The organism is Burkholderia cepacia complex sp. TUM26381 (genome assembly GCF_057439935.1).
Genome location: NZ_CM172006.1, coordinates 962,583 through 982,711, shown reverse-complemented (window position 1 = coordinate 982,711; position 20,129 = coordinate 962,583). Strand labels below are relative to the sequence as shown.

Here is a 20,129-nt window from a genome sequence, read left to right as displayed (position 1 = left end):
GCCCCAATGCACGACTCGCGTTGCCGCCCCCTCGATACCGCGAACCCGCCATTCCACACGGCCGGCGATTCGCGATGGCGACCAGAAGGACTTCGTCGCCAGGCTGCATTCGCGCACCCGTCGGCCCCCTCGTCTACCAACGCTGCCGCACCGCTCAAGCCCCCGCTTTCACCGGCCGGCCGTGCCAGCGCAGCACGAGGTAGCGGCCACCGAAACACAGCACGCCCGACACGCCGATCGTCACGCCCATCGCGAACGGCGTGCCGTCCGCGAGTGCGCCGATCGCGACGCTCGCGAGCGCGCCGAGCGCGAGCTGCATCGCGCCGAACACGGCGGCCGACGCGCCCGCGTTGTGCGGATAGCGGTGCATGAGGTCGGTCGTGCAGTTCGCGGACAGGATCCCGACCACGCCGACGACGAAGAACAGGCACACGACGATCGACCACAGCCCGCCCCACCCGGTCAGCGCGACGAACGCCACCGCGAGCGACGCGATGGCGCTCACGAGCGATGCGGCCGCGATGATGCGCAGCGAGCCGATGCGGCCGACGAGGCGCGTGTTCGCGAAGTTGCCGATCATGATCCCGACGACGTTCAGGCCGAACAGCAGCCCGTAGTGCTGCGGCGATACGTGGAAATACTCGATGTACACGAACGGCGTCGCCGTGATGTACGAGAACATGGCCGCGAACGCCATCCCGCCGCACAGCATGTGCCCCCACGCGACGGGGTCCGACAGGATGCGCCCGTACGACGCGAACGACGCGAGCACGGCCGTGCTCTTGCGCCGCTCCTTCGGCCAGGTTTCGGGCACGCGCAGGTAGGCAGTCGCCGCGCAGATCGCGCCGAACACGGCCAGCACGACGAACACGCCGCGCCAGCCCGAAAAGCGCAGGATCTGGCCGCCGATCAGCGGCGCGAGCAGCGGCCCGACCGCGGTGACGATCGCGACCATCGACAGCACCTTCGCCGCGTCGCTCGGCTCATGCGCGTCGCGTGCGATCGCGCGCGCGAGCACCGACGCGGCGCCGGCGCCGAGCGCCTGCAGGAAACGCACGACGATCAGCATGTCGATCGAGCCCGACACGAAGCAGCCGATGCTCGCGAGCGTGAACAGCGCGATGCCGCCGAGCAGCACGGGGCGGCGGCCCCACGTATCGGACAGCGGGCCGTACAGCAGCATGCCGACCGAGAAGCCGGCCATGAAGCTCGTCAGCGTGCGCTGCGCGGCGCCGGGGCTGACGGAAAAGCCGTCGGCGATCGACGGCAGGCTCGGCAGGTACATGTCGGTGGCGATCGGCCCGCAGGCCGCGAGCGCGCCGAGCAACAGGATCAGCCGGGCATCGGGCCGGCGCCGGACGACGTGAGACATGGGTATCCGGAATGGAGCCCGCGCGCATCGGGGCGCGCGTGGCGGTGAAGACGGGAGGCCGCGCCGCAAGCGGTGCGTTCAGGCCCATGATTGTACGCGCAACTTGTTTGCGCGCCTTGGGCCGCGTGCGGCGGCACGCCGCGAAACTCCGGCGCAACGCATGCGCCGCGCGGGATTGCGGGCGGATTCGATTAAGCTTGCGGCTTCCCGCCCTTCTCGTCTGATCAATTCGACGTACGACCGAACCGATGACCGCCTTCCTGCTGATCTGGAGCCCCAAGAAATGGCCGTGGCCCGAGCTGCCCGACGTCGCCGCGCGCGTGAAGGCGGGCGAGGCCGTGCATGACGTGTGGGGCTGCGGCTTCGCGCGCAGCATCCTGCCGGGCGACCGCGTGTTCCTGCACCGCGTCGCGAAGGAGCCCAAGGGCGTGTTCGGCTCCGGCTACGTGACGCGCGCGCCGTACGAGGTGCCCGATCCGTCGACGAAGCGCGGCTACCGGCTGTGCATCGACTTCGTCTACGACTGGCTGGTCGACGCGCACCAGGAGGTCGTGATCGCGCGCGACGCGCTGCGCGTCCACCCGTATTCGGTACAGACCTGGGATGCGCAGACGTCCGGCACGTCGATCAAGCCGATGGTCGAAGGTCCGCTCGAGAAACGCTGGGCCGAGCTGACCGGCAAGCGCAAGCCGCCGCGCTAGCCGGGCCGTGTGCCGGACCGAATCCGGCCCTCGTTTCCGGTCGATGCCGCTCCCCACGCGCCGAAAGGCCGCACAAGCGCTGACGGGCCCGCCGCGCGCGTCTCCGGTACAATCAGACGATCGTTCCGCCCAGGCGCCGCGGCCCGTGCACAGGCCCCCGCGCCCTTCTCTCGCAGGTTTCGCTCATGTCCAACAATCAGATCCTCTTCGAACGCGCCCAGAAGACCATTCCCGGCGGCGTCAACTCGCCGGTGCGCGCATTCCGTTCGGTCGGCGGCACACCGCGCTTCGTCGCACGCGCGCAAGGCCCGTATTTCTGGGATGCCGACGGCAAGCAGTACATCGACTACATCGGCTCGTGGGGCCCGATGATCGTCGGCCACGTCCATCCGGAAGTGCTGTCGGCCGTGCAGAACGTGCTCGCCGACGGCTTCTCGTTCGGCGCGCCGACCGAAGCCGAGATCGAGATCGCCGAGGAAATCTGCAAGCTCGTGCCGTCGATCGAGCAGGTGCGGATGGTGTCGAGCGGCACCGAGGCCACGATGAGCGCGCTGCGTCTCGCGCGCGGCTTCACGGGCCGCAGCCGCATCGTCAAGTTCGAGGGCTGCTACCACGGCCACGCGGACAGCCTGCTGGTCAAGGCCGGCTCGGGCCTGCTGACGTTCGGCAACCCGACGTCGGCCGGCGTGCCCGCCGACATCGCGAAACACACGACCGTCCTCGAGTACAACAACGTCGCCGCGCTCGAGGAAGCCTTCGGCGCGTTCGGCGACGAGATTGCCGCGGTGATCGTCGAGCCCGTCGCAGGCAACATGAACCTCGTGCGCGGCACGCCCGAATTCCTGAACGCGCTGCGCGCGCTGTGCACGAAGCACGGCGCCGTGCTGATCTTCGACGAAGTGATGTGCGGTTTCCGCGTCGCGCTCGGCGGCGCGCAGGCGTACTACGGGATCAGGGCCGACCTCACCTGCCTCGGCAAGGTGATCGGCGGCGGGATGCCGGCCGCTGCATTCGGCGGCCGCCGCGACATCATGGCCCACCTCGCGCCGCTCGGCGGCGTGTATCAGGCCGGCACGCTGTCGGGCAACCCGATCGCGGTCGCCGCGGGCCTGAAGACGCTGCAGCTGATCCAGGCGCCGGGCTTCTACGACGCGCTCACCGCGCAGACGAAGCGGCTCGCCGACGGCCTCGCGGCGGAAGCGCGCGCGGCCGGCGTGCCGTTCGCGGCCGACTCGATCGGCGCGATGTTCGGCCTCTACTTCGCCGAGCGCGTGCCGACCAGCTTCGCGGAAGTCACGAAGAGCGACACCGAGCGCTTCAACCGCTTCTTCCACCTGATGCTCGACGAGGGCGTGTACTTCGCACCGTCGGCCTACGAGGCCGGTTTCGTGTCGAGCACGCACGACGACGCGGTGATCGACGCGACGCTCGCGGCCGCGCGCCGCGCGTTCGCGACACTCGCCGCCTGATCCGGGGCCGCGCACATGTTCTCGGATATCGATTTCGCCCACATGGAGCGCGCGCTTGCGCTCGCGGCGCGCGGCATGTACACGACGGCGCCGAATCCGCGCGTCGGCTGCGTGATCGTCAAGGACGGCGACGTGATCGGCGAAGGCTTCACGCAGCCAGCCGGCCAGGATCACGCGGAAGTGCAGGCGCTGAAGGATGCACGCTCGCGCGGCTACGACGTCGCGGGTTCGACCGTCTACGTGACGCTCGAGCCGTGCAGCCATTTCGGCCGCACGCCGCCGTGCGCGAACGCGCTGATCGAAGCGCGCGTCGCGAAGGTCGTCGCCGCGATGGAAGACCCTAACCCGCAGGTGTCGGGGCGCGGCCTCGGGATGCTGCGCGACGCGGGCATCGACGTGCGCTGCGGGCTGCTCGCGCATGAAGCCGGCGAGCTGAACATCGGTTTCGTGTCGCGGATGACGCGCGGCCGCCCGTGGGTGCGGATGAAGACGGCCGCGTCGCTCGACGGCCGCACCGCGCTGCCGTCCGGCGAAAGCCAGTGGATCACCGGCGAGGCCGCGCGCCTCGACGGGCATGCGTGGCGCGCCCGCGCGTGCGCGATCCTCACCGGCATCGGCACCGTGCGCGAGGACAATCCGTTGCTGACGGTGCGCGGCATCGACACGCCGCGCCAGCCGCAACGCATCCTGGTGGACAGCCGCCTCGACCTGCCGCTTGACGCGCGGCTGCTCGAAGGTGCCCCGCTGCTGATCTTCTGCGGACGGCTCGACGCCGGCGGTGAAATGCGTGCGAACGTGCTGAAGTCGCGCGGCGCGGAAATCGTGCCGCTCGCGAATGCGCACGGCAAGGTCGACCTGCCCGCGATGCTGGCGGCACTCGGCGCGCGCGGCGTCAACGAGCTGCACGTCGAGGCCGGCCACAAGCTGAACGGCTCGCTGCTGCGCGAACGGTGCGTCGACGAATTGCTGGTCTACCTCGCACCGAGCCTGCTGGGCGCCGATGCGGCCGGCATGTTCGACCTCGCCGCGCCGGCGAATCTCGATGCTCGCACGCGACTGTCGTTCCACGGGTTCGAGCGGATCGGCGACGACCTGCGGATCCTCGCGCGGTTCACGCCGCCCGACACCCCACACTGAACGGAATCGTCACGATGTTCACCGGAATCGTCGCGGCCGTCGGCCGCATCGAATCGATCGAGCCGCTCGGCACGTCGGCCGATGCAGGCGTGCGCCTGACCGTGCAGGCGGGCGGGCTCGATCTCGCCGATGTCGCGCTCGGCGACAGCATCGCGATCCAGGGCGCGTGCATGACGGTGATCGAGAAGCGCGACACCGCGTTCGACGTCGACGTGTCGCGCGAAAGCCTGAACCGCACGGTCGGCCTCGCGCAGCCCGGCGAAGTGAACCTCGAGAAGGCGCTGCGCGCGCACGACCGTCTTGGCGGGCACGTCGTGTCGGGCCACGTCGACGGTCTCGGCACCGTGTCGCGCTTCGCGCCGGTCGGCGAATCGCACGAACTGCGCATCGTCGCGCCGCGCGAGCTTGGCCGCTATCTCGCGTACAAGGGGTCGATCACGGTCAACGGCGTGAGCCTGACCGTCAACACGATCGACGATCGCGCGGACGGCTGCGAATTCTCGATCAACCTGATTCCGCATACGGTCGAGGTCACGACGCTGCGCCACGTGAAGGCCGGCGACAAGGTGAATCTCGAAGTCGACATGATTGCGCGCTATGTCGAACGGATGCTGTCGTCGTCGCAGGGCGCGCATCAGGACTGATCGCAGCGGCGGCTGACGGCTCGATATCCGGGTATCGGCAGTCGCCGCTTTTCTTCATCCTGCCCGCATCGCCCGCCGGTGTTCCGCCGGCGATCAGGCATCCGTCCCTTCTCCGCCCGCCCGCGCCAGAATCGTGTCGAGCAGTTGCCGGACATGCTCGCGTGCCGCGCGCTCGGCGCCATCCGCATCGCGTTTCGCGATCATGTCGAACGCCTGCCGGTGTTCGGCGACATTCCCGCCCAGCCGCGTCCAGTCGTCCATCGGGCTCGCACCGCCCGCACACATCGTCTGCACCTGCGCGTACAGCGCCCTGAGCGACGTCTCGATCGTCGCGTTGCGCGCGGTGGCGAGCAGCCCATGGTGGAAGTCGAGATTCGCGACGCGGTAGGCATCGCCGTCGCGCGCGTCGACCGCGCGCGCCTGCCGCACCAGCGCTTCGTCCAGCATCGCGCGATCGTCGGGCGTCAGGCGTTGCGCCGCCAGACGCGCCGCCATGCCTTCGAGCGCTTCCCGCGCCTCGAAGATGGCCACGATCCGCGCGCGATCGAACGCGATCACGAACACGCCCTGACGCGGCACGACCTGCAGCAGCCCCTCGGCTTCCAGGCGCGAGACCGCCGCCCACACGGGCGAGCGGCTGATGCCGAGATCGCGCGACAGCGCTTCGATGCTGATCTTCTCGCCCGCCGCGAAGCGCGCTTCGTCGACCAGCATCTCCCGGATCGCACCGTACGCGTCGCGCCCCAGCGTCGTCCGTTCGAGCGTGGCGCGCGTCATGCCGGCCTCCGGCGACGCGCAATGTGAAGCCCTTTGCCGACCGGCACGATCGTCGTGTCGAACTCGCGCGTAGCGTCGACCGCGGCGAGATAGCCGGCGATCTCGTCCGGATGGGACAGCGCGTTGTCCGCGACGAGCAGCGCGTCGGCGGTCAGCTTCGGCAACAGGTGCGCCAGTTGCTGCGGCGCGCTCACGCGATCGGCGTCGAAGAACACGCAGTCGAACGGGCCCGTCACGGCCGCGCAGACCTGCGTCGCCTCGCCTTCGATCACCTGCGCCCAGTCCTGCAGCGACGCCGCGCGCAGGTTGCCCCTCGCCTGCTCGGCCTTCTCCGGGGAAAACTCGACGGTGACGAGCGGCTGCCCGTCCGTTTCGCGCAGGGCATGCGCAAGCCAGATCGCGCTGTAGCCGTTGGACGTGCCGATCTCGAGCACGCGCCGTCGCCGCGCGCCGGTGACGAGCAGGTACAGCAGCTCGGCCGTGGGGGGCTCGAGATTGAGCATCTTGCGGCTGCGGTCGGCCATCTGCGCATCGTTTTCCTGGCCGAAGGACGCCAGCCGGGCAAGGACGGCCGACGCGGCGCTGTCGAGTTCGATCATGCGGGTCTCCATTGCTTCATATTTCGTGTTTCGTGTTTCATGATACGACGATTTTCGGATCGATGCCCGGTGTCCGGGAGGACAGCCATTCCGGCGTGATTGAAACCGCTCCGGCCCGGCTGGCGGCCGTTTGCTCTAACGATTCCCGGCCGAATGGCCAACGACGCGCACGGGTCATGCCGTCGCGCTAAGATGCATCGACGGCGGTTTCAACGCCACAACGCACGACGCGCCGCGCACCGGCCGCCCCTCTTCCCACAGGAGTCGTTCCCATGTCCATCTCGATGCACCAGGCTTCGCTGCCCGTCCTGATCCGCGGCCTGACCAACCTGCAGCACATCCTCGGCAAGGCGCAAGCGCACGCGGCCGAGAAGCAGATCGATCCGTCGGTGTTCATCGGTGCACGCCTCTACCCGGACATGCTGCCGCTCGTCCGGCAGGTCTACATTGCGACCGACACGGCGAAGGGCTGCGCCGCGCGGCTCGCCGGCGCCGAGATCCCGAGCTACCCGGACGTCGAGCAGACCTTCGACGAACTGCATGCGCGCATCCAGAAGACGATCGATTACCTGAAGAGCTTCGACGCCGCACAGATCGACGGCAGCGAGGCGCGCCAGATCGTGCTGAAGATGCGCGTCGGCCCGATCGAATTCACGGGCCAGTCGTACCTGCTGAATTTCGTGCTGCCCAACTTCTTCTTCCACGTGACGACCGCCTACGACATCCTGCGCCACAGCGGCGTCGAACTCGGCAAGCTCGACTACCTCGGCGGGCGCGACCAGCACGCGTGACGCGCGGCCGGGAAACGCCCGGCCCGCAACCGTCCGCACCCGCGTGCCGGCCACGCGCGGCGGGCCGCCGGGCCTGCCGCGCAGGCCGCCCGCAACGCTTTCCGGCGTGCTTGCCCGACGTGCGCGGTCCGCGCCAGCCGAAACGCCGCCCGGCTGGCGTAAAATACGCACTTTCCTCTTTCTCGCCCCCTTATGACGCTCGCCTCCACGCTCGACATCATCGCCGAGCTGAAAGCCGGCCGGATGGTGATCCTGGTCGACGAAGAAGACCGCGAAAACGAGGGCGACCTCGTGATCGCCGCCGAATTCGTCACGCCGGAAGCGATCAACTTCATGGCCAAGTACGGCCGCGGCCTGGTTTGTCTGACGTTGACGCAGGAGCGCTGCAAGCAGTTGCACCTGCCGCTGATGACCTACCGCAACGGCACGCAGTACGGCACCGCGTTCACGGTCAGCATCGAAGCGGCCGAAGGCGTGACGACCGGCATCTCGGCCGCCGACCGCGCGCACACGATCGCCACGGCGGTCGCTCACGACGTGCGCCCCGAGCACATCGTGCAGCCGGGCCACGTGTTCCCGATCATGGCGCAACCGGGCGGCGTGCTCGTGCGCGCGGGCCACACCGAAGCCGGCTGCGACTTCACCGCGCTCGCGGGCCTCACGCCGGCCGCGGTGATCTGCGAGATCATCAAGGACGACGGCACGATGGCGCGCCTGCCGGACCTGATCGAATTCGCGAAGGAACACAACCTGAAGATCGGCACGATCGCCGACCTGATCCAGTACCGCAGCCGCACCGAATCGATCATCGAGCGGATCGCCGAGCGCACGATGCAGACCGCGCACGGCACGTTCCGCGCGGTGCTGTACCGCGACCAGCCGAGCGGCTCGCCGCACATCGCGCTGGTGCGCGGCGCACCGTCGCCCGACGTCGATACGCCGGTGCGCGTGCACGAGCCGCTGTCGGTGCTCGACTTGCTCGAGACGAGCGTGTCGACGCACTCGTGGACGCTCGACGCCGCCATGCGCGAGATCGCGGAGCGCGACCTCGGCGTAATCGTGCTGCTCAACTGCGGCGACACGAAGGAACACCTGATCGACGTCTTCAAGGCGTTCGACGAGGAAGAAAAGGCTGCTGCGCTCAAGCGCCGGCCGGTCGATTTCAAGACGTTCGGCATCGGCGCGCAGATCCTGCGCGATGTCGGCGTCAGCAAGATGCAGGTGCTGTCGAATCCGCGCAAGCTGGGCAGCATGTCCGGCTACGGCCTCGAAGTCACGGGCTTCATTCCGATGCCCGGCGGCGAAGCCAAGTCCTGCCCGGCGTCCAACGCGTAACCCGCCACGGCGCTTTCGCCCTATAACCGTTCATCCACACCACGGACCAGATCATGGAAATCGGACAATACCAACCGAATCTCGAAGGCGACGGCCTGCGTATCGGCATCGTGCAATCGCGTTTCAACGAGCCCGTGTGCAACGGCCTCGCCGACGCGTGCGTCGAAGAACTGGAACGCCTCGGCGTCACCGGTGAAGACGTGCTGCTCGTGTCGGTGCCCGGCGCGCTGGAAATCCCGCTCGCGCTGCAGAAGCTCGCCGAAAGCGGCCAGTTCGACGCGCTGATCGCGCTCGGCGCGGTGATCCGCGGCGAGACCTACCACTTCGAACTCGTGTCGAACGAAAGCGGCGCGGGCATCACCCGCATCGGCCTCGACTTCAACCTGCCGATCGCGAACGCGGTCCTCACCACCGAAAACGACGAGCAGGCCGTCGCGCGCATGACCGAAAAGGGTCGTGACGCCGCACGCGTCGCCGTCGAGATGGCCAACCTGACGATGGCCCTCGACCAGCTCGGCGATGACGACGAGGACGAAGAGGAAGACGAAGACGACGAAGAGGAGCGCGCATGAAGAAGAGCGCCCGCCGACAATCGCGCGAGCTGGCGACGCAAGGCCTCTACCAGTGGCTGCTGTCGAACGCGTCCTCCGGCGAGATCGACGCGCAACTGCGCGGCGCGCTCGGTTACGACAAGGCTGACAAGGAGCTGCTCGACGCGATCCTGCACGGCGTGATCCGCGAGCACGCCACGCTCGTCGAAGCGCTGACACCGTCGCTGGACCGTCCGATCGACCAGCTGTCTCCGGTCGAACGCGCAGTGCTGCTGATCGCGACGTTCGAGCTCACGCACCATGTCGAAACGCCGTACCGAGTGATCATCAACGAAGCTGTCGAACTCGCGAAAACGTTCGGCGGCTCCGACGGCTACAAGTACGTGAACGGCGTGCTCGACAAGCTCGCCGCGAAGCTGCGCCCTGCAGAAACGCAGGCACGCCGCAACGGCTGACACCGTTTGTTTGTCCACGGGCGCGCGAGCGCCCGTTTTTCATTCTTCCTCTCCCCCGCCCTGCCCGCCGATGAATACCACCGCCGATTCGCTCGTCACGCTCGCCGCACGCGTCGACGCGATCCAGCCCTTCCATGTGATGGAACTGATGAAGGAGGCACAGCGGCTCGAGTCGTTGGGGCGCGATGTTATCCACATGGGCATCGGCGAGCCGGATTTCACCGCGCCGGAGCCGGTCGTCGAAGCCGCCGCGGCCGCGCTGCGCCGCGGCGTCACGCAGTACACGAGCGCACTCGGCATTGCCCCGCTGCGCGAGGCGATCGCCGCGCACTATGCACGCGCGTATGGCCTCACGATCAGCCCGGAGCGGATCGTCGTGACGGCCGGCGCGTCGGCCGCGCTGCTGCTCGCGTGCCTCGCACTCGTCGGTCGTGACGACGAAGTGCTGATGCCCGACCCGTCGTACCCGTGCAACCGGCATTTCGTCGCGGCGGCCGAAGGCCGCGCGGTGCTCGTGCCGAGCGGCCCTGACGCGCGCTTCCAGCTCACCGAGGACGACGTCCGCACGCACTGGAACGACCGCACGCGCGGCGTGCTGCTCGCGTCGCCGTCGAACCCGACCGGCACGTCGCTCGAACCGGACGAACTGAAACGGATCGTCGAAGCCGTGCGCGCCCGCGGCGGCTTCACGATCGTCGACGAGATCTACCAGGGGCTCAGCTACGATGCGGCGCCCGTATCGGCGCTGTCATTCGGCGATGACGTCATCACCGTGAACAGCTTCTCGAAATATTTCAGCATGACAGGCTGGCGGCTCGGCTGGCTCGTCGTGCCGCCCGCGCTGGTCGGCACGTTCGAAAAACTGTCGCAGAACCTGTTCATCTGCCCGTCCGCGCTCGCGCAGCACGCAGCACTCGCGTGCTTCGAACCGGCCACGCTCGAACTCTACGAAGCGCGCCGCCTCGAATTCAAGCGCCGCCGCGATTTCATCGCGCCGGCGCTCGAACGGCTCGGCTTCAGAGTGCCCGTGATGCCGGACGGCGCGTTCTATGTATATGCGCATTGCGGTGGCGTCGCCCATCCGGCAGCCGGCGACAGCGCCGCGCTCACGCAGGCGATGCTGCATGACGCCGGCGTCGTGCTGGTGCCCGGCATGGACTTCGGCGTCCATGCGCCGCGCGACTATATCCGCCTGTCGTATGCAACGGCGTACTCGCGGCTCGAAGAGGCGGTCGACCGGCTCGCGACCCTGTTCGGGCAGCACTGACGCCGCGGCCGGCACACCGGCCGTTTCACACGCCGCAAAAAGAAAAGGCACCCGGATCGGGTGCCTTTTTCATTGCCTGCCGGCCAGAGCCGGGCGGCACGCGGAATGTTACGCGCCGAGCTCCGAATGAACGCCGTGCGACTGCTTCGCGGTATCGACGCTCGCGTCGTCCTGCGGTGCGGTTTCCTTCGGCGCTGCCGCCTTGACCGACGTCGCGCCGTCGAGCGTCGCATGCACGCGCTTCGCGCCGCCTGCCGCGCCCGTCACGGCCGCCGTGACGATCGGCTTCGCCGGCTGCGCCGGCGCCTGCGGCGCGTTGACCGGCACGCTGCGGCCGTGCGACACGTCGCGCAGCCGGCCACGTTCGGCCATCACCTTCGAGCCGTATGCGGTGTCGTCGGGATTCGTCGAACCGTTGTACAGGCGCAGGCCGTTCGCCAGCGAGCCGCCGCGCGCGATGCAGTCTTTCAGCACGAGTGCGCCGACCTGCAGGTTCGCGAGCGGTTGCAGCGCGGTGTCGGTGCCGCCGAAATACTCGAACTTGTCGGAATGGACCTTCGACATGACCTGCATCAGGCCCTTCGCGCCAACGCCGCTTTCGGCATACGGATTGAAGCCCGATTCGATCGCCATCACGGACAGCAGCAGCAGCGGATCGAGTCCGACATCACGGCCGGTCTGGAACGCAGCCTTGACGAGCTGGCCGAGCGGCTCCTGCGCGACGCGGTAACGGCGCGACAGATAGGTCGCGACGAGCGCCTGTTCGCGGTTCGACGCGAGCGCACGATCGTCGCGCGCATCGGCCGCCACCCGCTGGGTCGGAATCAGTTTGGCCAGTGCGACCGGCGACGGGCCGTTGCGGGCCGGATCCGACGCATCGCCTTGGGCACCCTGTGCGGCGGCTTCCGGTGCGACATCGAGGCCGACCGCAAGCGCGTCCGTTTCAGGCGTCTCTTCCTGCTGCGGCTGCGCACCGGCAGGCGCGAAGTTCGGCAGCGGATGACCGGACAGCAAACGGGCTGGCCCGGCCTGCACGGCCGCGGATACGACCGGCATCAGCTTCGCGGCAAGCGTGCCGCGGACGGTTGGCAGCAGCCACAGTGCAAGCGCAACCGCGACAGCGAAACAGCCGACAACGCTGAATAGATGGTGACTGACACGCGTCCCGCGACGCAGCATGTTGCGCACGATCTGCGCATGCTGCTCATTGGGACGCCACGATAACCAAGCGTTCATTCAGATCATCTCCCATGAACATGACTCGTGCGGCTCGCTCAGCTCGATGGCGAGACAGAAAACGCGCCGCGGAATCACGACGCCGCACGCCTTGGTTGGGACGCGCAAGCATCGGGGAAACGGTATAAGTACCGTTCGAGGCCACGGTGTAAGAGGGCCGGCGCCTTCGCACACTGGGCGAGGCGGGCATACGCGGTGGCACCCACGCAAAAAACCAGCGTCTGGTAGCGCTGGCGAGGACTACGACTAAGGCCGTCGGATACGCCGTGCAGGATTCGGCGGACGGTGACGCGCTGCGTCAAAGATCGGTGATTGGCGGCTCGAAGCCTTTTACCCTGCAGCCAATGTGAGCGGATTCTAGCAGGGTTTTATAGATCGTCAACACTATAAAACTACGAAATTATAACAAAAAGTAATTTAAGAACGGTCTTCAGATCGCAAGTCCCGTGCCGTAGGGGGTTTGCGCGCGGTCGACTTTTTTCTCCGCCGGGCGGCCGCGCGGCGGCCCGGGTAGAATCGTCGGTCAATTCGGGGCCGCAGCCGGCCGCTGCGCCCGCCCATCGCTGCCCGCCACGCGGGTGGCCCGGACCTTCTTCATGAAATACAAAGACTTACGCGATTTCATCCAGCGCCTCGAGGCGCTCGGCGAACTGCGGCGCGTCACGCAACCCGTGTCGCCCGTGCTCGAAATGACCGAGCTGTGCGACCGCGTGCTGCGCGCCGGCGGCCCTGCGCTGCTGTTCAACGCGCCGCCCGGCCATGCGTTTCCGGTGCTCGGCAACCTGTTCGGTACGCCGCGCCGCGTCGCGCTCGGGATGGGCGTCGACGCGGGCGACGACGCCGCGCTCGATTCGCTGCGCGATCTCGGGCGGCTGCTGTCCGCGCTGAAAGAACCCGATCCGCCGAAGAGCCTGAAGGACGCCGGCAAGCTGCTGTCGCTCGCGAAGGCCGTGTGGGACATGGCGCCCAAGTCGGTGTCGTCGCCACCGTGCCAGGAGATCGTCTGGGAAGGCAACGACGTCGACCTGAACAAGCTGCCGATCCAGACCTGCTGGCCCGGCGACGCGGGGCCGCTCGTCACGTGGGGCCTGACGGTCACGCGCGGGCCGAACAAGTCGCGCCAGAATCTCGGCATCTACCGCCAGCAGCTGATCGGCCGCAACAAGCTGATCATGCGCTGGCTCGCGCATCGCGGCGGCGCCCTCGACTTCCGCGAGTTCGCGCTGCAGAACCCCGGCAAGCCGTATCCGGTCGCGGTCGTGCTCGGCGCCGATCCCGCCACGACGCTCGGCGCGGTGACGCCCGTGCCCGATTCGCTGTCCGAATACCAGTTCGCCGGCCTGCTGCGCGGCAGCCGCACGGAGCTCGCAAAGTGCCTGACGCCCGGCGTCGACACGCTGCAGGTGCCCGCGCGCGCGGAGATCGTGCTCGAAGGCTTCATTTACCCGCAGGAAGGCGCACCTGCCCCTGCTCCGGCCGGCGCCCCGCCGCGGCCGGCCGGCAATGCGTCGGCCGCCTACGAGCACGCGCTCGAAGGGCCGTACGGCGACCACACCGGCTACTACAACGAGCAGGAGTGGTTCCCGGTGTTCACCGTCGAGCGCATCACGATGCGTCGCGACGCGATCTACCACTCGACCTACACGGGCAAGCCGCCCGACGAGCCGGCCGTGCTCGGCGTCGCGCTCAACGAAGTATTCGTGCCGCTGCTGCAGAAGCAGTTCTCCGAGATCACCGACTTCTATCTGCCGCCCGAAGGCTGCAGCTACCGGATGGCGATCGTCCAGATGAAGAAGAGCTACGCAGGCCACGCGAAGCGCGTGATGTTCGGCGTGTGGAGCTTCCTGCGGCAGTTCATGTATACGAAGTTCATCGTGGTCGTCGACGAGGACGTGAACATCCGCGACTGGAAGGAAGTGATCTGGGCGATCACGACGCGTGTCGACCCCGTGCGCGACACGGTGATGGTCGACAGCACGCCGATCGACTATCTCGACTTCGCATCGCCGGTGGCCGGACTCGGCTCGAAGATGGGGCTCGACGCGACCAACAAGTGGCCCGGCGAGACGAATCGCGAATGGGGCCGCCCGATCGAGATGGATGCGGCCGTGAAGGCGCGCGTCGACCGGCTCTGGCAGGAGATCGGCCTCTGAAGCCACGCGGCCGGCACGCGCCGGCCCGTGCCGCGCAATTGCCACAAGCACGACGAAGATGAGCTTTCCGCCCGCCTCCATGCTGTCCGACGGTTTCTTCCTGTCGCTGTCGCTCTGTCTCGACATCGGCCTCGTGAACGTCGCGATGCTGTCGCTGACGCTGTCGCACGGCTTCCGGCCGGGCTTCTGGCTCGGCGTCGGCTCGTGCGTCGGCGATCTCGTCTACGCGGCCCTCGCGCTCGCGGGGATGGCCGTGCTGCTGCAGTTCGAGCCGGTGCGCTGGATCGTGTGGATCGGCGGCGGCGCGGTGCTGCTGTTTCTCACGTGGAAGATGGCGCGCGAAGCGCTGGCGCCGGCCCGCGCGGCCGACGACGATGCGGACGACGCCCCGCAGCCGCGGGCAAGCGCGCGGCGCAGCTTCCTGCGCGGAATGCTGCTCGCGATGTCGTCGCCGAGCGCGATCCTGTGGTTCGCGGCGGTCGGCGGCGCACTGATCGCGAAGGCCGGCGCGACGACGCCGGTCACCGCGTCGGTGTTCCTGTCGGGCTTCTTTCTCGGCGGCCTCGCCTGGACGCTCTTCATGTGCACGCTCGCGAGCCAGGGTCGCAAGCGCGCGGGCGCCGGGTTGATGCGCGCGTGCCATATCGCGTCGGCGCTGCTGTTCGCGTATTTCTCGTATAGCGTGATCGTCGGCGGCTACCGCGACCTGATCGTGCACGCGGTGTAAGCGAAGCCGGCCCGCACGGGCCGCGCAGCAAGCGGCATCCCCAAAAGAAAAACGGCGCAGCGCCCCTCGCGGGACGATGCGCCGTTTTGCCACGCGCGGTCAGGCCGCGCGGGACGAATCAGCGACGCCAGTAGCCGTGATGGCCCCAGCCGCCGTAACCATGTCGCCAGTACGGGCGACCGTAGTAACCACCACCGTAGCCGCCGACGACCACGGCGGGCGGCGGCGCATAGTAGGCCGGCGCCGGCGCGTAGTAGACGGGCGGAGGCGGCGGCGCGTAGTACACGGGCGGCGGCGGTGCATAGACGGGGTACGCGGGTGCGACCGGGATACCGATGCCGACCCCGATCGACACGTGAGCCTGCGCGGCGCTTGCGGCACCCAGGCCCAGCGCGGCGGCGGCGATGAACGGAATGAGCTTTTTCACTTCGATTCTCCTGCTGGAGCGGTATTTTAGGCGCTCCTGTCGGCAACGGCGGGCATGCACGTCGCATGGAAGCAATGTAGCGAAAACCCGCCCCTCGCGTATCGTGCATTTGTTGCAAATTGCAATTGCACGCGGCTGGAGCCGCCTTGCGGCGCGGCGTCCCGAACCGGCCGCGCCCCTTGCCGGTCGCGCGATTCCGTCCGACGACTCGGGTTGCAACATCAAGGCCGGTCAGTCTTACCGGATACGGCGCGCACAGCGGGCTCGCGTACGTAATGAACGATTACAAATTTGAGACAAGATGCCGACATTTCAAGCGGGATATGCGCACGCGCTATTTCGGGGTCGGATTCCACGATCGTGATCCGGCCGTGACGCCGGGCACCGATCCGCACGGGGAGCGGGCCGCACGTCGGTAATGAATACCTGCGGTGCACGGCGACCACCCTTCCACGACCCACCCGACATTCCTGCGATACTGGCGGTTGCTTCGTTTTTGCTTACGTGCGCTGCCATGTCCCTTCCCGACACACCCCGCCTCGGCTTCATCGGCGCCGGCCGCCTCGCACGCTGTGTCGCGCAGCGCTTCGCGCAGGCCGGCTTCCCCGTCGCGGCAATCGCGAGCCGCACGCCTGCGTCGGCCGCCGGCCTTGCCGCGCGCATCGACGGCTGCCAGGCAGTCGACACGCCGCAGCAGGTTGTCGATGCGGCCGACCTGATCTTCCTGACGGTGCCCGACGACCATCTCGCCCCGACCGCCGCGGCGCTCCGCTTCGACGCGGCGCGCGCCGCCGGCCAGGCGGTCGTTCATTGCAGCGGCGCATCGGCGGTCGCGCTGCTCGATCCGGCGAAGCAGCAAGGCGCGGCCACCGGCGGCTTCCATCCGCTGTACCTGTTCGGCGGCACCGACGCCGACCTCGCGCGCATCGACGGCTGCTCGGTCACGATCGAAGCGGACGGTGCACTGCACGCGACGCTGCTGCGACTTGCTGCCGCGCTCGGCTGTCATCCGCTGTCGATTCCGGCCGGTGGCCGGATGCTCTATCACGCGGCCGCACACTACGCGGCGAGCTTCGCGCTGTGCGGGCTGTCGGAAGCGGTCGAGCTGTGGCGCGGCCTCGGCTTCGACGAGGACGCCGCGCTGCGCGCGCTGCTGCCGATGCTCGCCGGCACGATCGAGACCGCGCGCGACAAGGGGCTCGCGAATGCACTGTCCGGCCCGGTGTCGCGCGGCGATACGGGCATCGTCGAACGCCAGCTCGCGCTGCTCGAAGCGCGCGGCGGCGATCACGCGGCGCTGTATGCACTGCTGACACGCCGCGCGGTCGCGCTCGCGGCGAAGCGCGCCACGCCACCGGCGTCGTTGCCGGCGCTGGCCGAAGCCGTCGAAACGTCGCTCGCGCGCGCGGCCGCGCACCCCTCCCCGTCGCAAGACGAGGCGTGATAAGGTGTCGGCCGATGCGCCGCCAACCGGCGTTGGCGGCCGCGCGCTACTGACTGTATAAAAAGGATGCCAACGATGTTCGGCGAGATCGCCCGTTTTCTGCTCAATACCGTCTTCACGCTGTTCGGCGCCGCGCTGATCCTGCGCGTCTGGATGCAGGCCGTCCGCGTGCCGCCGTACAACCCCGTCACGCAGGCCGTGCTGCAGGCGACCAACTGGCTCGTGCTGCCGCTGCGCCGCGTAATCCCGGGCGTACGCGGCATCGACTGGGCCAGCGTCGCCGCCGCGCTGCTCACCGCGCTCGTGTACGTCGTGCTGATGGTCGTGATGGCCGGCTTCGATCCGGCCGCGGTGATCGCGACGCTCGTCGTGGTCGCGCTGCTCACCGTCGTGAAGTGGGCGCTCAATCTCGTCATCTGGATGACGATCCTGATGGCGCTGCTGTCGTGGCTCAATCCGCGCTCGCCGGCGATGCCGATCCTCTTCCAGCTCACCGCACCGTTCCTGAACCCGCTGCGCCGGGTGATCCCGAACCTCGGCGGCATCGACCTGTCGCCGATCCTGCTGTTCGTGATCGTGCAGGTCCTGCTGATGATCGTCACGCGCGCTGCCGTGTCGCTGACGATGTTCGGTATCTGATTCGGCTCCGCTACGCCGCCGGCCCCGGTGCCGGCGGTGCGCCGAGCGTATCGATCACGCCGAACTGCGCCGGCATCATCGCGTAGCACACGCGCACCTTCTCGTGCGACAGCCGCTCGAGCAACCGCCGCGCTTCGTCCTCGGTGACGATGAATTCGACCTCGATCGCGAGCGATCCCTGCAGTTCGAAGAAGCGGTCCTCGTGCAGCACGCGATGCTGGCCGAAACCGGCCATCGCGCGAAACGCGGACCCGCCCGCGACGCCCATCCGGCTCGCCTCCTCCAGCAACCATTCCCACAGCGGCTTCCAGTGCAGCCGGTGCTGCTCGTGCACATAGAAGCGCAAGAAGACCCTGTCCATCGCACCCTCCGGTGGCGGCACGCTCAGGCCGCCGCGAGCCACGCGCGCGCGGTCCACATGCCGAGCGCCGTGAGCGCGAACGATCCAGTCAAGTGTAGGGCAGCCACCGCAAACGCCCATCCGAATTCGCCCTCGAGCGCATGCGTCATCACTTCGACCGAATAGGTCGAGAACGTCGTGAGGCCACCGAGGAAACCCGTGATCACGAACAACCGCCACTCGGGCGGCAACCCGACGCGCGCCGTGAACACGACGGCGGCCACGCCGATCACGTAGCCGCCGATCAGGTTCGACGCGAGCGTGCCAAGCGGCACGGCCGGAAAGAATTCGTTGAGCGCGAGGCTCAGGAACCAGCGCAGCAACGCGCCGAGCCCCGCGCCGACGAAGATCGCGACGATCGAATAGAACAAGGACACCCCTCATTGATGCCGCTGCGCGGCGGGCGCGGCTTACGCTGAACTGTATGCGGAATCGCGCGACGGCGGCAATGCCGGCACGCACTCGATCGAACGGCAACCGCGCGATGCGTTTCATTATTTCCACGCGCGCATCGCCGCCGATCATTTCCGAATAATTACATCTGACATTACGAATTGATTTTGAATCGGCTGATTATTTATCGGTTTTTTAAAATCGAGAATGCGATTCGCCCCGACACAGGTCAACCCTGCAAAACACCCTTCTCACAAGGGTTACACGTACTTTCCCTTATCAGACATTCCCGTATCCGGCCGATATTCGATTCAATCGACTCCACCGATTTCGTAAAATTGATTCGCCACGCTATTCCATCGACATGGAGACTCGAAAAATGAACAATATCCGCCTGTCATCCATGTTGATTCCGGCGCTGTGCGCGTCGTTGCTCGCATCGACTGTCGCGCTCGCCGACGGCAACGGGCCACCCTCCTACGTCGAGGGCAACCGCGCGCCGAAAGGATTCGCCCGCCCGCCGTTCCACACGAAGCAGCGCGCGAGCACGGCCACGATCGCCGGCCTCACGCCCGCGCTCACGCGACACGCGTACGGATTCGATTCGATCGCCAACCAGGGCGACGGGATGACCGTCGCGATCGTCGACGCGTACGACGACCCGAAGATCGAGTCCGATCTCGGCGTGTTCAGCAACGCATTCTCGCTGCCGGCCTGCACGTCGTCGAACGGCTGTTTCACCAAGGTGTACGCACACGGCGCGCGGCCGAAGACCGATTCGGGCTGGTCGCTCGAGATGTCGCTCGACGTCGAATGGGTGCACGCGATCGCGCCGAAGGCGAAGATCGTGCTGGTCGAGGCCGCTTCGGCCAGCTTCAGCGACCTGCTGGCCGCGGTCGACGTCGCGGTCAAGCGCGGCGCGTCGGTCGTGTCGATGAGTTTCGGCGGCAGCGAATTCAGCACCGAGACCGGCTTCGACAGCCACTTCAACGTCGCGGGCGTCACCTTCGTCGCGTCGTCCGGCGACAGCGGCACCGGGACCGAGTACCCGGCCGCGTCGCCTTACGTGGTGTCGGTCGGCGGCACGACGCTATCGTCCGATTCGGCCGGCAACTATGTCGGCGAAGCCGCATGGAGCGGCAGCGGCGGCGGCGTGAGCACGACCGAGGCCGAGCCGGCCGGCCAGACCGCCTGGCCGATTCCGGTGGCCGGCAAGCGCGGCGTGCCCGACGTCAGCTACGACGCGAGTCCGTCCAGCGGTTTCGCGGTGTACGACTCGGTCACCTATCAGGGGCAGGCCGGCTGGTTCCAGGTCGGCGGCACGAGCGCGGGCGCGCCGCAATGGTCGGCGCTCGTCGCGATCGCGAACTCGCTGCGCACGGCGGCCGGCAAGAAGTCGTTGAGCGGCACCTATGACGCGCTCTATACGGTCGGCAAAAACGCATACGGCAGCGACTTTCACGACGTGACGACCGGGTCGAACGGCAATTGCGGCAGCATCTGCAACGCTGCGGGCGGCTACGACTACGTGACGGGGCTCGGTTCGCCCGTCGCGTCGGCGCTCGTGCAGGCGCTCGTCGCCCGTCCGTAACCTGGCGGTTGCCGCCGGCAG

The 20,129-nt window shown here is 68.0% G+C and carries 21 protein-coding genes; 14 read left to right on the top strand and 7 right to left on the bottom strand.

What is annotated here, in order from left to right; translation table 11 throughout:
• Positions 1 to 154: 154 nt before the first annotated feature.
• Positions 155 to 1,372: a Bcr/CflA family multidrug efflux MFS transporter gene (locus ACWMMN_RS04645; RefSeq protein WP_059235637.1), complete on the bottom strand. Its 1,218-nt coding sequence runs from the start codon at positions 1,370 to 1,372 to the stop codon at positions 155 to 157.
• A 248-nt stretch (positions 1,373 to 1,620) separates the two neighbouring features.
• Between ACWMMN_RS04645 and ACWMMN_RS04640 the strand changes: the two genes are divergently transcribed.
• The 4 genes from ACWMMN_RS04640 to ACWMMN_RS04625 all read left to right on the top strand — a co-directional run bounded on the left by ACWMMN_RS04640 (position 1,621) and on the right by ACWMMN_RS04625 (position 5,323).
• Positions 1,621 to 2,073: a hypothetical protein gene (locus ACWMMN_RS04640; RefSeq protein ID WP_059235639.1), complete on the top strand. Its 453-nt coding sequence runs from the start codon at positions 1,621 to 1,623 to the stop codon at positions 2,071 to 2,073.
• 185 nt (positions 2,074 to 2,258) lie between these two features.
• Positions 2,259 to 3,542: a glutamate-1-semialdehyde 2,1-aminomutase gene (gene hemL, locus ACWMMN_RS04635; protein WP_256085664.1), complete on the top strand. Its 1,284-nt coding sequence runs from the start codon at positions 2,259 to 2,261 to the stop codon at positions 3,540 to 3,542.
• Between the two features lie 15 nt (positions 3,543 to 3,557).
• Complete coding sequence (gene ribD / locus ACWMMN_RS04630; RefSeq protein WP_174994315.1) at positions 3,558 to 4,679, top strand: bifunctional diaminohydroxyphosphoribosylaminopyrimidine deaminase/5-amino-6-(5-phosphoribosylamino)uracil reductase RibD; 1,122 nt, start codon at positions 3,558 to 3,560, stop codon at positions 4,677 to 4,679.
• Between the two features lie 14 nt (positions 4,680 to 4,693).
• Positions 4,694 to 5,323 (top strand): riboflavin synthase, encoded by a 630-nt coding sequence (locus ACWMMN_RS04625; RefSeq protein WP_486423029.1) that lies wholly within the window; start codon positions 4,694 to 4,696, stop codon positions 5,321 to 5,323.
• Between the two features lie 93 nt (positions 5,324 to 5,416).
• Here ACWMMN_RS04625 and ACWMMN_RS04620 read toward each other — a convergent pair whose 3' ends face one another.
• Both ACWMMN_RS04620 and ACWMMN_RS04615 read right to left on the bottom strand, forming a co-directional pair.
• Positions 5,417 to 6,100, bottom strand: coding sequence for a GntR family transcriptional regulator (locus tag ACWMMN_RS04620; RefSeq protein WP_256085662.1), 684 nt, complete (start codon positions 6,098 to 6,100; stop codon positions 5,417 to 5,419).
• The gene (locus tag ACWMMN_RS04615; RefSeq protein ID WP_486423028.1) at positions 6,097 to 6,699 is read right to left on the bottom strand and encodes an O-methyltransferase; all 603 of its coding nucleotides are present in this window, start codon (positions 6,697 to 6,699) and stop codon (positions 6,097 to 6,099) included. Before ACWMMN_RS04615 ends, ACWMMN_RS04620 begins: the two co-directional genes overlap by 4 nt.
• Positions 6,700 to 6,971: 272 nt before the next feature.
• Between ACWMMN_RS04615 and ACWMMN_RS04610 the strand changes: the two genes are divergently transcribed.
• The 5 genes from ACWMMN_RS04610 (at position 6,972) to ACWMMN_RS04590 (ending at position 11,098) form a co-directional block, all read left to right on the top strand.
• The gene (locus tag ACWMMN_RS04610) at positions 6,972 to 7,490 is read left to right on the top strand and encodes a DUF1993 domain-containing protein (protein WP_059235648.1); all 519 of its coding nucleotides are present in this window, start codon (positions 6,972 to 6,974) and stop codon (positions 7,488 to 7,490) included.
• Positions 7,491 to 7,682: 192 nt separating this feature from the next.
• Positions 7,683 to 8,825, top strand: a complete 1,143-nt coding sequence (ribBA, locus tag ACWMMN_RS04605; RefSeq protein ID WP_059235650.1) for a bifunctional 3,4-dihydroxy-2-butanone-4-phosphate synthase/GTP cyclohydrolase II — start codon at positions 7,683 to 7,685, stop codon at positions 8,823 to 8,825.
• 53 nt (positions 8,826 to 8,878) lie between these two features.
• Positions 8,879 to 9,397, top strand: coding sequence for a 6,7-dimethyl-8-ribityllumazine synthase (gene ribH, locus ACWMMN_RS04600; protein ID WP_011351235.1), 519 nt, complete (start codon positions 8,879 to 8,881; stop codon positions 9,395 to 9,397).
• Complete coding sequence (gene nusB / locus ACWMMN_RS04595) at positions 9,394 to 9,831, top strand: transcription antitermination factor NusB (protein WP_021157083.1); 438 nt, start codon at positions 9,394 to 9,396, stop codon at positions 9,829 to 9,831. Before ribH ends, nusB begins: the two co-directional genes overlap by 4 nt.
• A 70-nt stretch (positions 9,832 to 9,901) precedes the next feature.
• Complete coding sequence (locus ACWMMN_RS04590; RefSeq protein ID WP_059235652.1) at positions 9,902 to 11,098, top strand: pyridoxal phosphate-dependent aminotransferase; 1,197 nt, start codon at positions 9,902 to 9,904, stop codon at positions 11,096 to 11,098.
• Between the two features lie 108 nt (positions 11,099 to 11,206).
• Here ACWMMN_RS04590 and ACWMMN_RS04585 read toward each other — a convergent pair whose 3' ends face one another.
• Positions 11,207 to 12,334 carry a transglycosylase SLT domain-containing protein gene (locus ACWMMN_RS04585; RefSeq protein WP_059235653.1) on the bottom strand — a complete coding sequence of 376 codons (1,128 nt, stop codon included), beginning with the start codon at positions 12,332 to 12,334 and terminating at the stop codon, positions 11,207 to 11,209.
• A 596-nt stretch (positions 12,335 to 12,930) separates the two neighbouring features.
• Here ACWMMN_RS04585 and ACWMMN_RS04580 point away from each other — a divergent pair.
• Together ACWMMN_RS04580 and ACWMMN_RS04575 are read left to right on the top strand one after the other, a co-directional pair.
• Positions 12,931 to 14,487 carry a UbiD family decarboxylase gene (locus ACWMMN_RS04580; protein WP_256085659.1) on the top strand — a complete coding sequence of 519 codons (1,557 nt, stop codon included), beginning with the start codon at positions 12,931 to 12,933 and terminating at the stop codon, positions 14,485 to 14,487.
• Between the two features lie 58 nt (positions 14,488 to 14,545).
• Positions 14,546 to 15,214 carry a LysE family translocator gene (locus ACWMMN_RS04575; RefSeq protein ID WP_174994313.1) on the top strand — a complete coding sequence of 223 codons (669 nt, stop codon included), beginning with the start codon at positions 14,546 to 14,548 and terminating at the stop codon, positions 15,212 to 15,214.
• 118 nt (positions 15,215 to 15,332) lie between these two features.
• Here the strand turns inward: ACWMMN_RS04575 and ACWMMN_RS04570 are convergent, their stop codons facing one another.
• Complete coding sequence (locus ACWMMN_RS04570; protein WP_050011620.1) at positions 15,333 to 15,641, bottom strand: hypothetical protein; 309 nt, start codon at positions 15,639 to 15,641, stop codon at positions 15,333 to 15,335.
• A gap of 514 nt (positions 15,642 to 16,155) precedes the next feature.
• Here ACWMMN_RS04570 and ACWMMN_RS04565 point away from each other — a divergent pair.
• A complete protein-coding gene (locus tag ACWMMN_RS04565; protein ID WP_059235661.1) occupies positions 16,156 to 17,085 on the top strand; it encodes a Rossmann-like and DUF2520 domain-containing protein in 930 nt (309 codons plus the stop codon).
• 75 nt (positions 17,086 to 17,160) lie between these two features.
• On the top strand, positions 17,161 to 17,724 hold the full coding sequence (locus ACWMMN_RS04560; RefSeq protein ID WP_059235663.1) for a YggT family protein: 564 nt from the start codon (positions 17,161 to 17,163) through the stop codon (positions 17,722 to 17,724).
• 10 nt (positions 17,725 to 17,734) lie between these two features.
• Here the strand turns inward: ACWMMN_RS04560 and ACWMMN_RS04555 are convergent, their stop codons facing one another.
• Both ACWMMN_RS04555 and crcB read right to left on the bottom strand, forming a co-directional pair.
• Complete coding sequence (locus tag ACWMMN_RS04555) at positions 17,735 to 18,085, bottom strand: DUF190 domain-containing protein (protein WP_059236869.1); 351 nt, start codon at positions 18,083 to 18,085, stop codon at positions 17,735 to 17,737.
• 23 nt (positions 18,086 to 18,108) lie between these two features.
• Positions 18,109 to 18,495: a fluoride efflux transporter CrcB gene (gene crcB, locus ACWMMN_RS04550; RefSeq protein WP_059235665.1), complete on the bottom strand. Its 387-nt coding sequence runs from the start codon at positions 18,493 to 18,495 to the stop codon at positions 18,109 to 18,111.
• A 401-nt stretch (positions 18,496 to 18,896) separates the two neighbouring features.
• Here crcB and ACWMMN_RS04545 point away from each other — a divergent pair, with 401 nt between their 5' ends.
• A complete protein-coding gene (locus ACWMMN_RS04545) occupies positions 18,897 to 20,108 on the top strand; it encodes a S53 family peptidase (RefSeq protein ID WP_256085657.1) in 1,212 nt (403 codons plus the stop codon).
• The last annotated feature ends 21 nt before the right edge of the window (positions 20,109 to 20,129 follow it).

Coding starts and splice junctions, on each gene's coding strand:
- ACWMMN_RS04620 (WP_256085662.1), bottom strand. CDS start 6,100: ATGACGCGCGCCACGCTCGAACGGACGACGCTGGGGCGCGACGCGTAC.
- ACWMMN_RS04545 (WP_256085657.1), top strand. CDS start 18,897: ATGAACAATATCCGCCTGTCATCCATGTTGATTCCGGCGCTGTGCGCG.
- ACWMMN_RS04645 (WP_059235637.1), bottom strand. CDS start 1,372: ATGTCTCACGTCGTCCGGCGCCGGCCCGATGCCCGGCTGATCCTGTTG.
- nusB (WP_021157083.1), top strand. CDS start 9,394: ATGAAGAAGAGCGCCCGCCGACAATCGCGCGAGCTGGCGACGCAAGGC.
- ACWMMN_RS04625 (WP_486423029.1), top strand. CDS start 4,694: ATGTTCACCGGAATCGTCGCGGCCGTCGGCCGCATCGAATCGATCGAG.
- ribD (WP_174994315.1), top strand. CDS start 3,558: ATGTTCTCGGATATCGATTTCGCCCACATGGAGCGCGCGCTTGCGCTC.
- ribBA (WP_059235650.1), top strand. CDS start 7,683: ATGACGCTCGCCTCCACGCTCGACATCATCGCCGAGCTGAAAGCCGGC.
- ACWMMN_RS04560 (WP_059235663.1), top strand. CDS start 17,161: ATGTTCGGCGAGATCGCCCGTTTTCTGCTCAATACCGTCTTCACGCTG.
- hemL (WP_256085664.1), top strand. CDS start 2,259: ATGTCCAACAATCAGATCCTCTTCGAACGCGCCCAGAAGACCATTCCC.
- ACWMMN_RS04580 (WP_256085659.1), top strand. CDS start 12,931: ATGAAATACAAAGACTTACGCGATTTCATCCAGCGCCTCGAGGCGCTC.
- ACWMMN_RS04640 (WP_059235639.1), top strand. CDS start 1,621: ATGACCGCCTTCCTGCTGATCTGGAGCCCCAAGAAATGGCCGTGGCCC.
- ACWMMN_RS04615 (WP_486423028.1), bottom strand. CDS start 6,699: ATGATCGAACTCGACAGCGCCGCGTCGGCCGTCCTTGCCCGGCTGGCG.
- ACWMMN_RS04575 (WP_174994313.1), top strand. CDS start 14,546: ATGAGCTTTCCGCCCGCCTCCATGCTGTCCGACGGTTTCTTCCTGTCG.
- ribH (WP_011351235.1), top strand. CDS start 8,879: ATGGAAATCGGACAATACCAACCGAATCTCGAAGGCGACGGCCTGCGT.
- ACWMMN_RS04610 (WP_059235648.1), top strand. CDS start 6,972: ATGTCCATCTCGATGCACCAGGCTTCGCTGCCCGTCCTGATCCGCGGC.
- ACWMMN_RS04565 (WP_059235661.1), top strand. CDS start 16,156: ATGTCCCTTCCCGACACACCCCGCCTCGGCTTCATCGGCGCCGGCCGC.
- ACWMMN_RS04585 (WP_059235653.1), bottom strand. CDS start 12,334: ATGAACGCTTGGTTATCGTGGCGTCCCAATGAGCAGCATGCGCAGATC.
- ACWMMN_RS04555 (WP_059236869.1), bottom strand. CDS start 18,085: ATGGACAGGGTCTTCTTGCGCTTCTATGTGCACGAGCAGCACCGGCTG.
- ACWMMN_RS04590 (WP_059235652.1), top strand. CDS start 9,902: ATGAATACCACCGCCGATTCGCTCGTCACGCTCGCCGCACGCGTCGAC.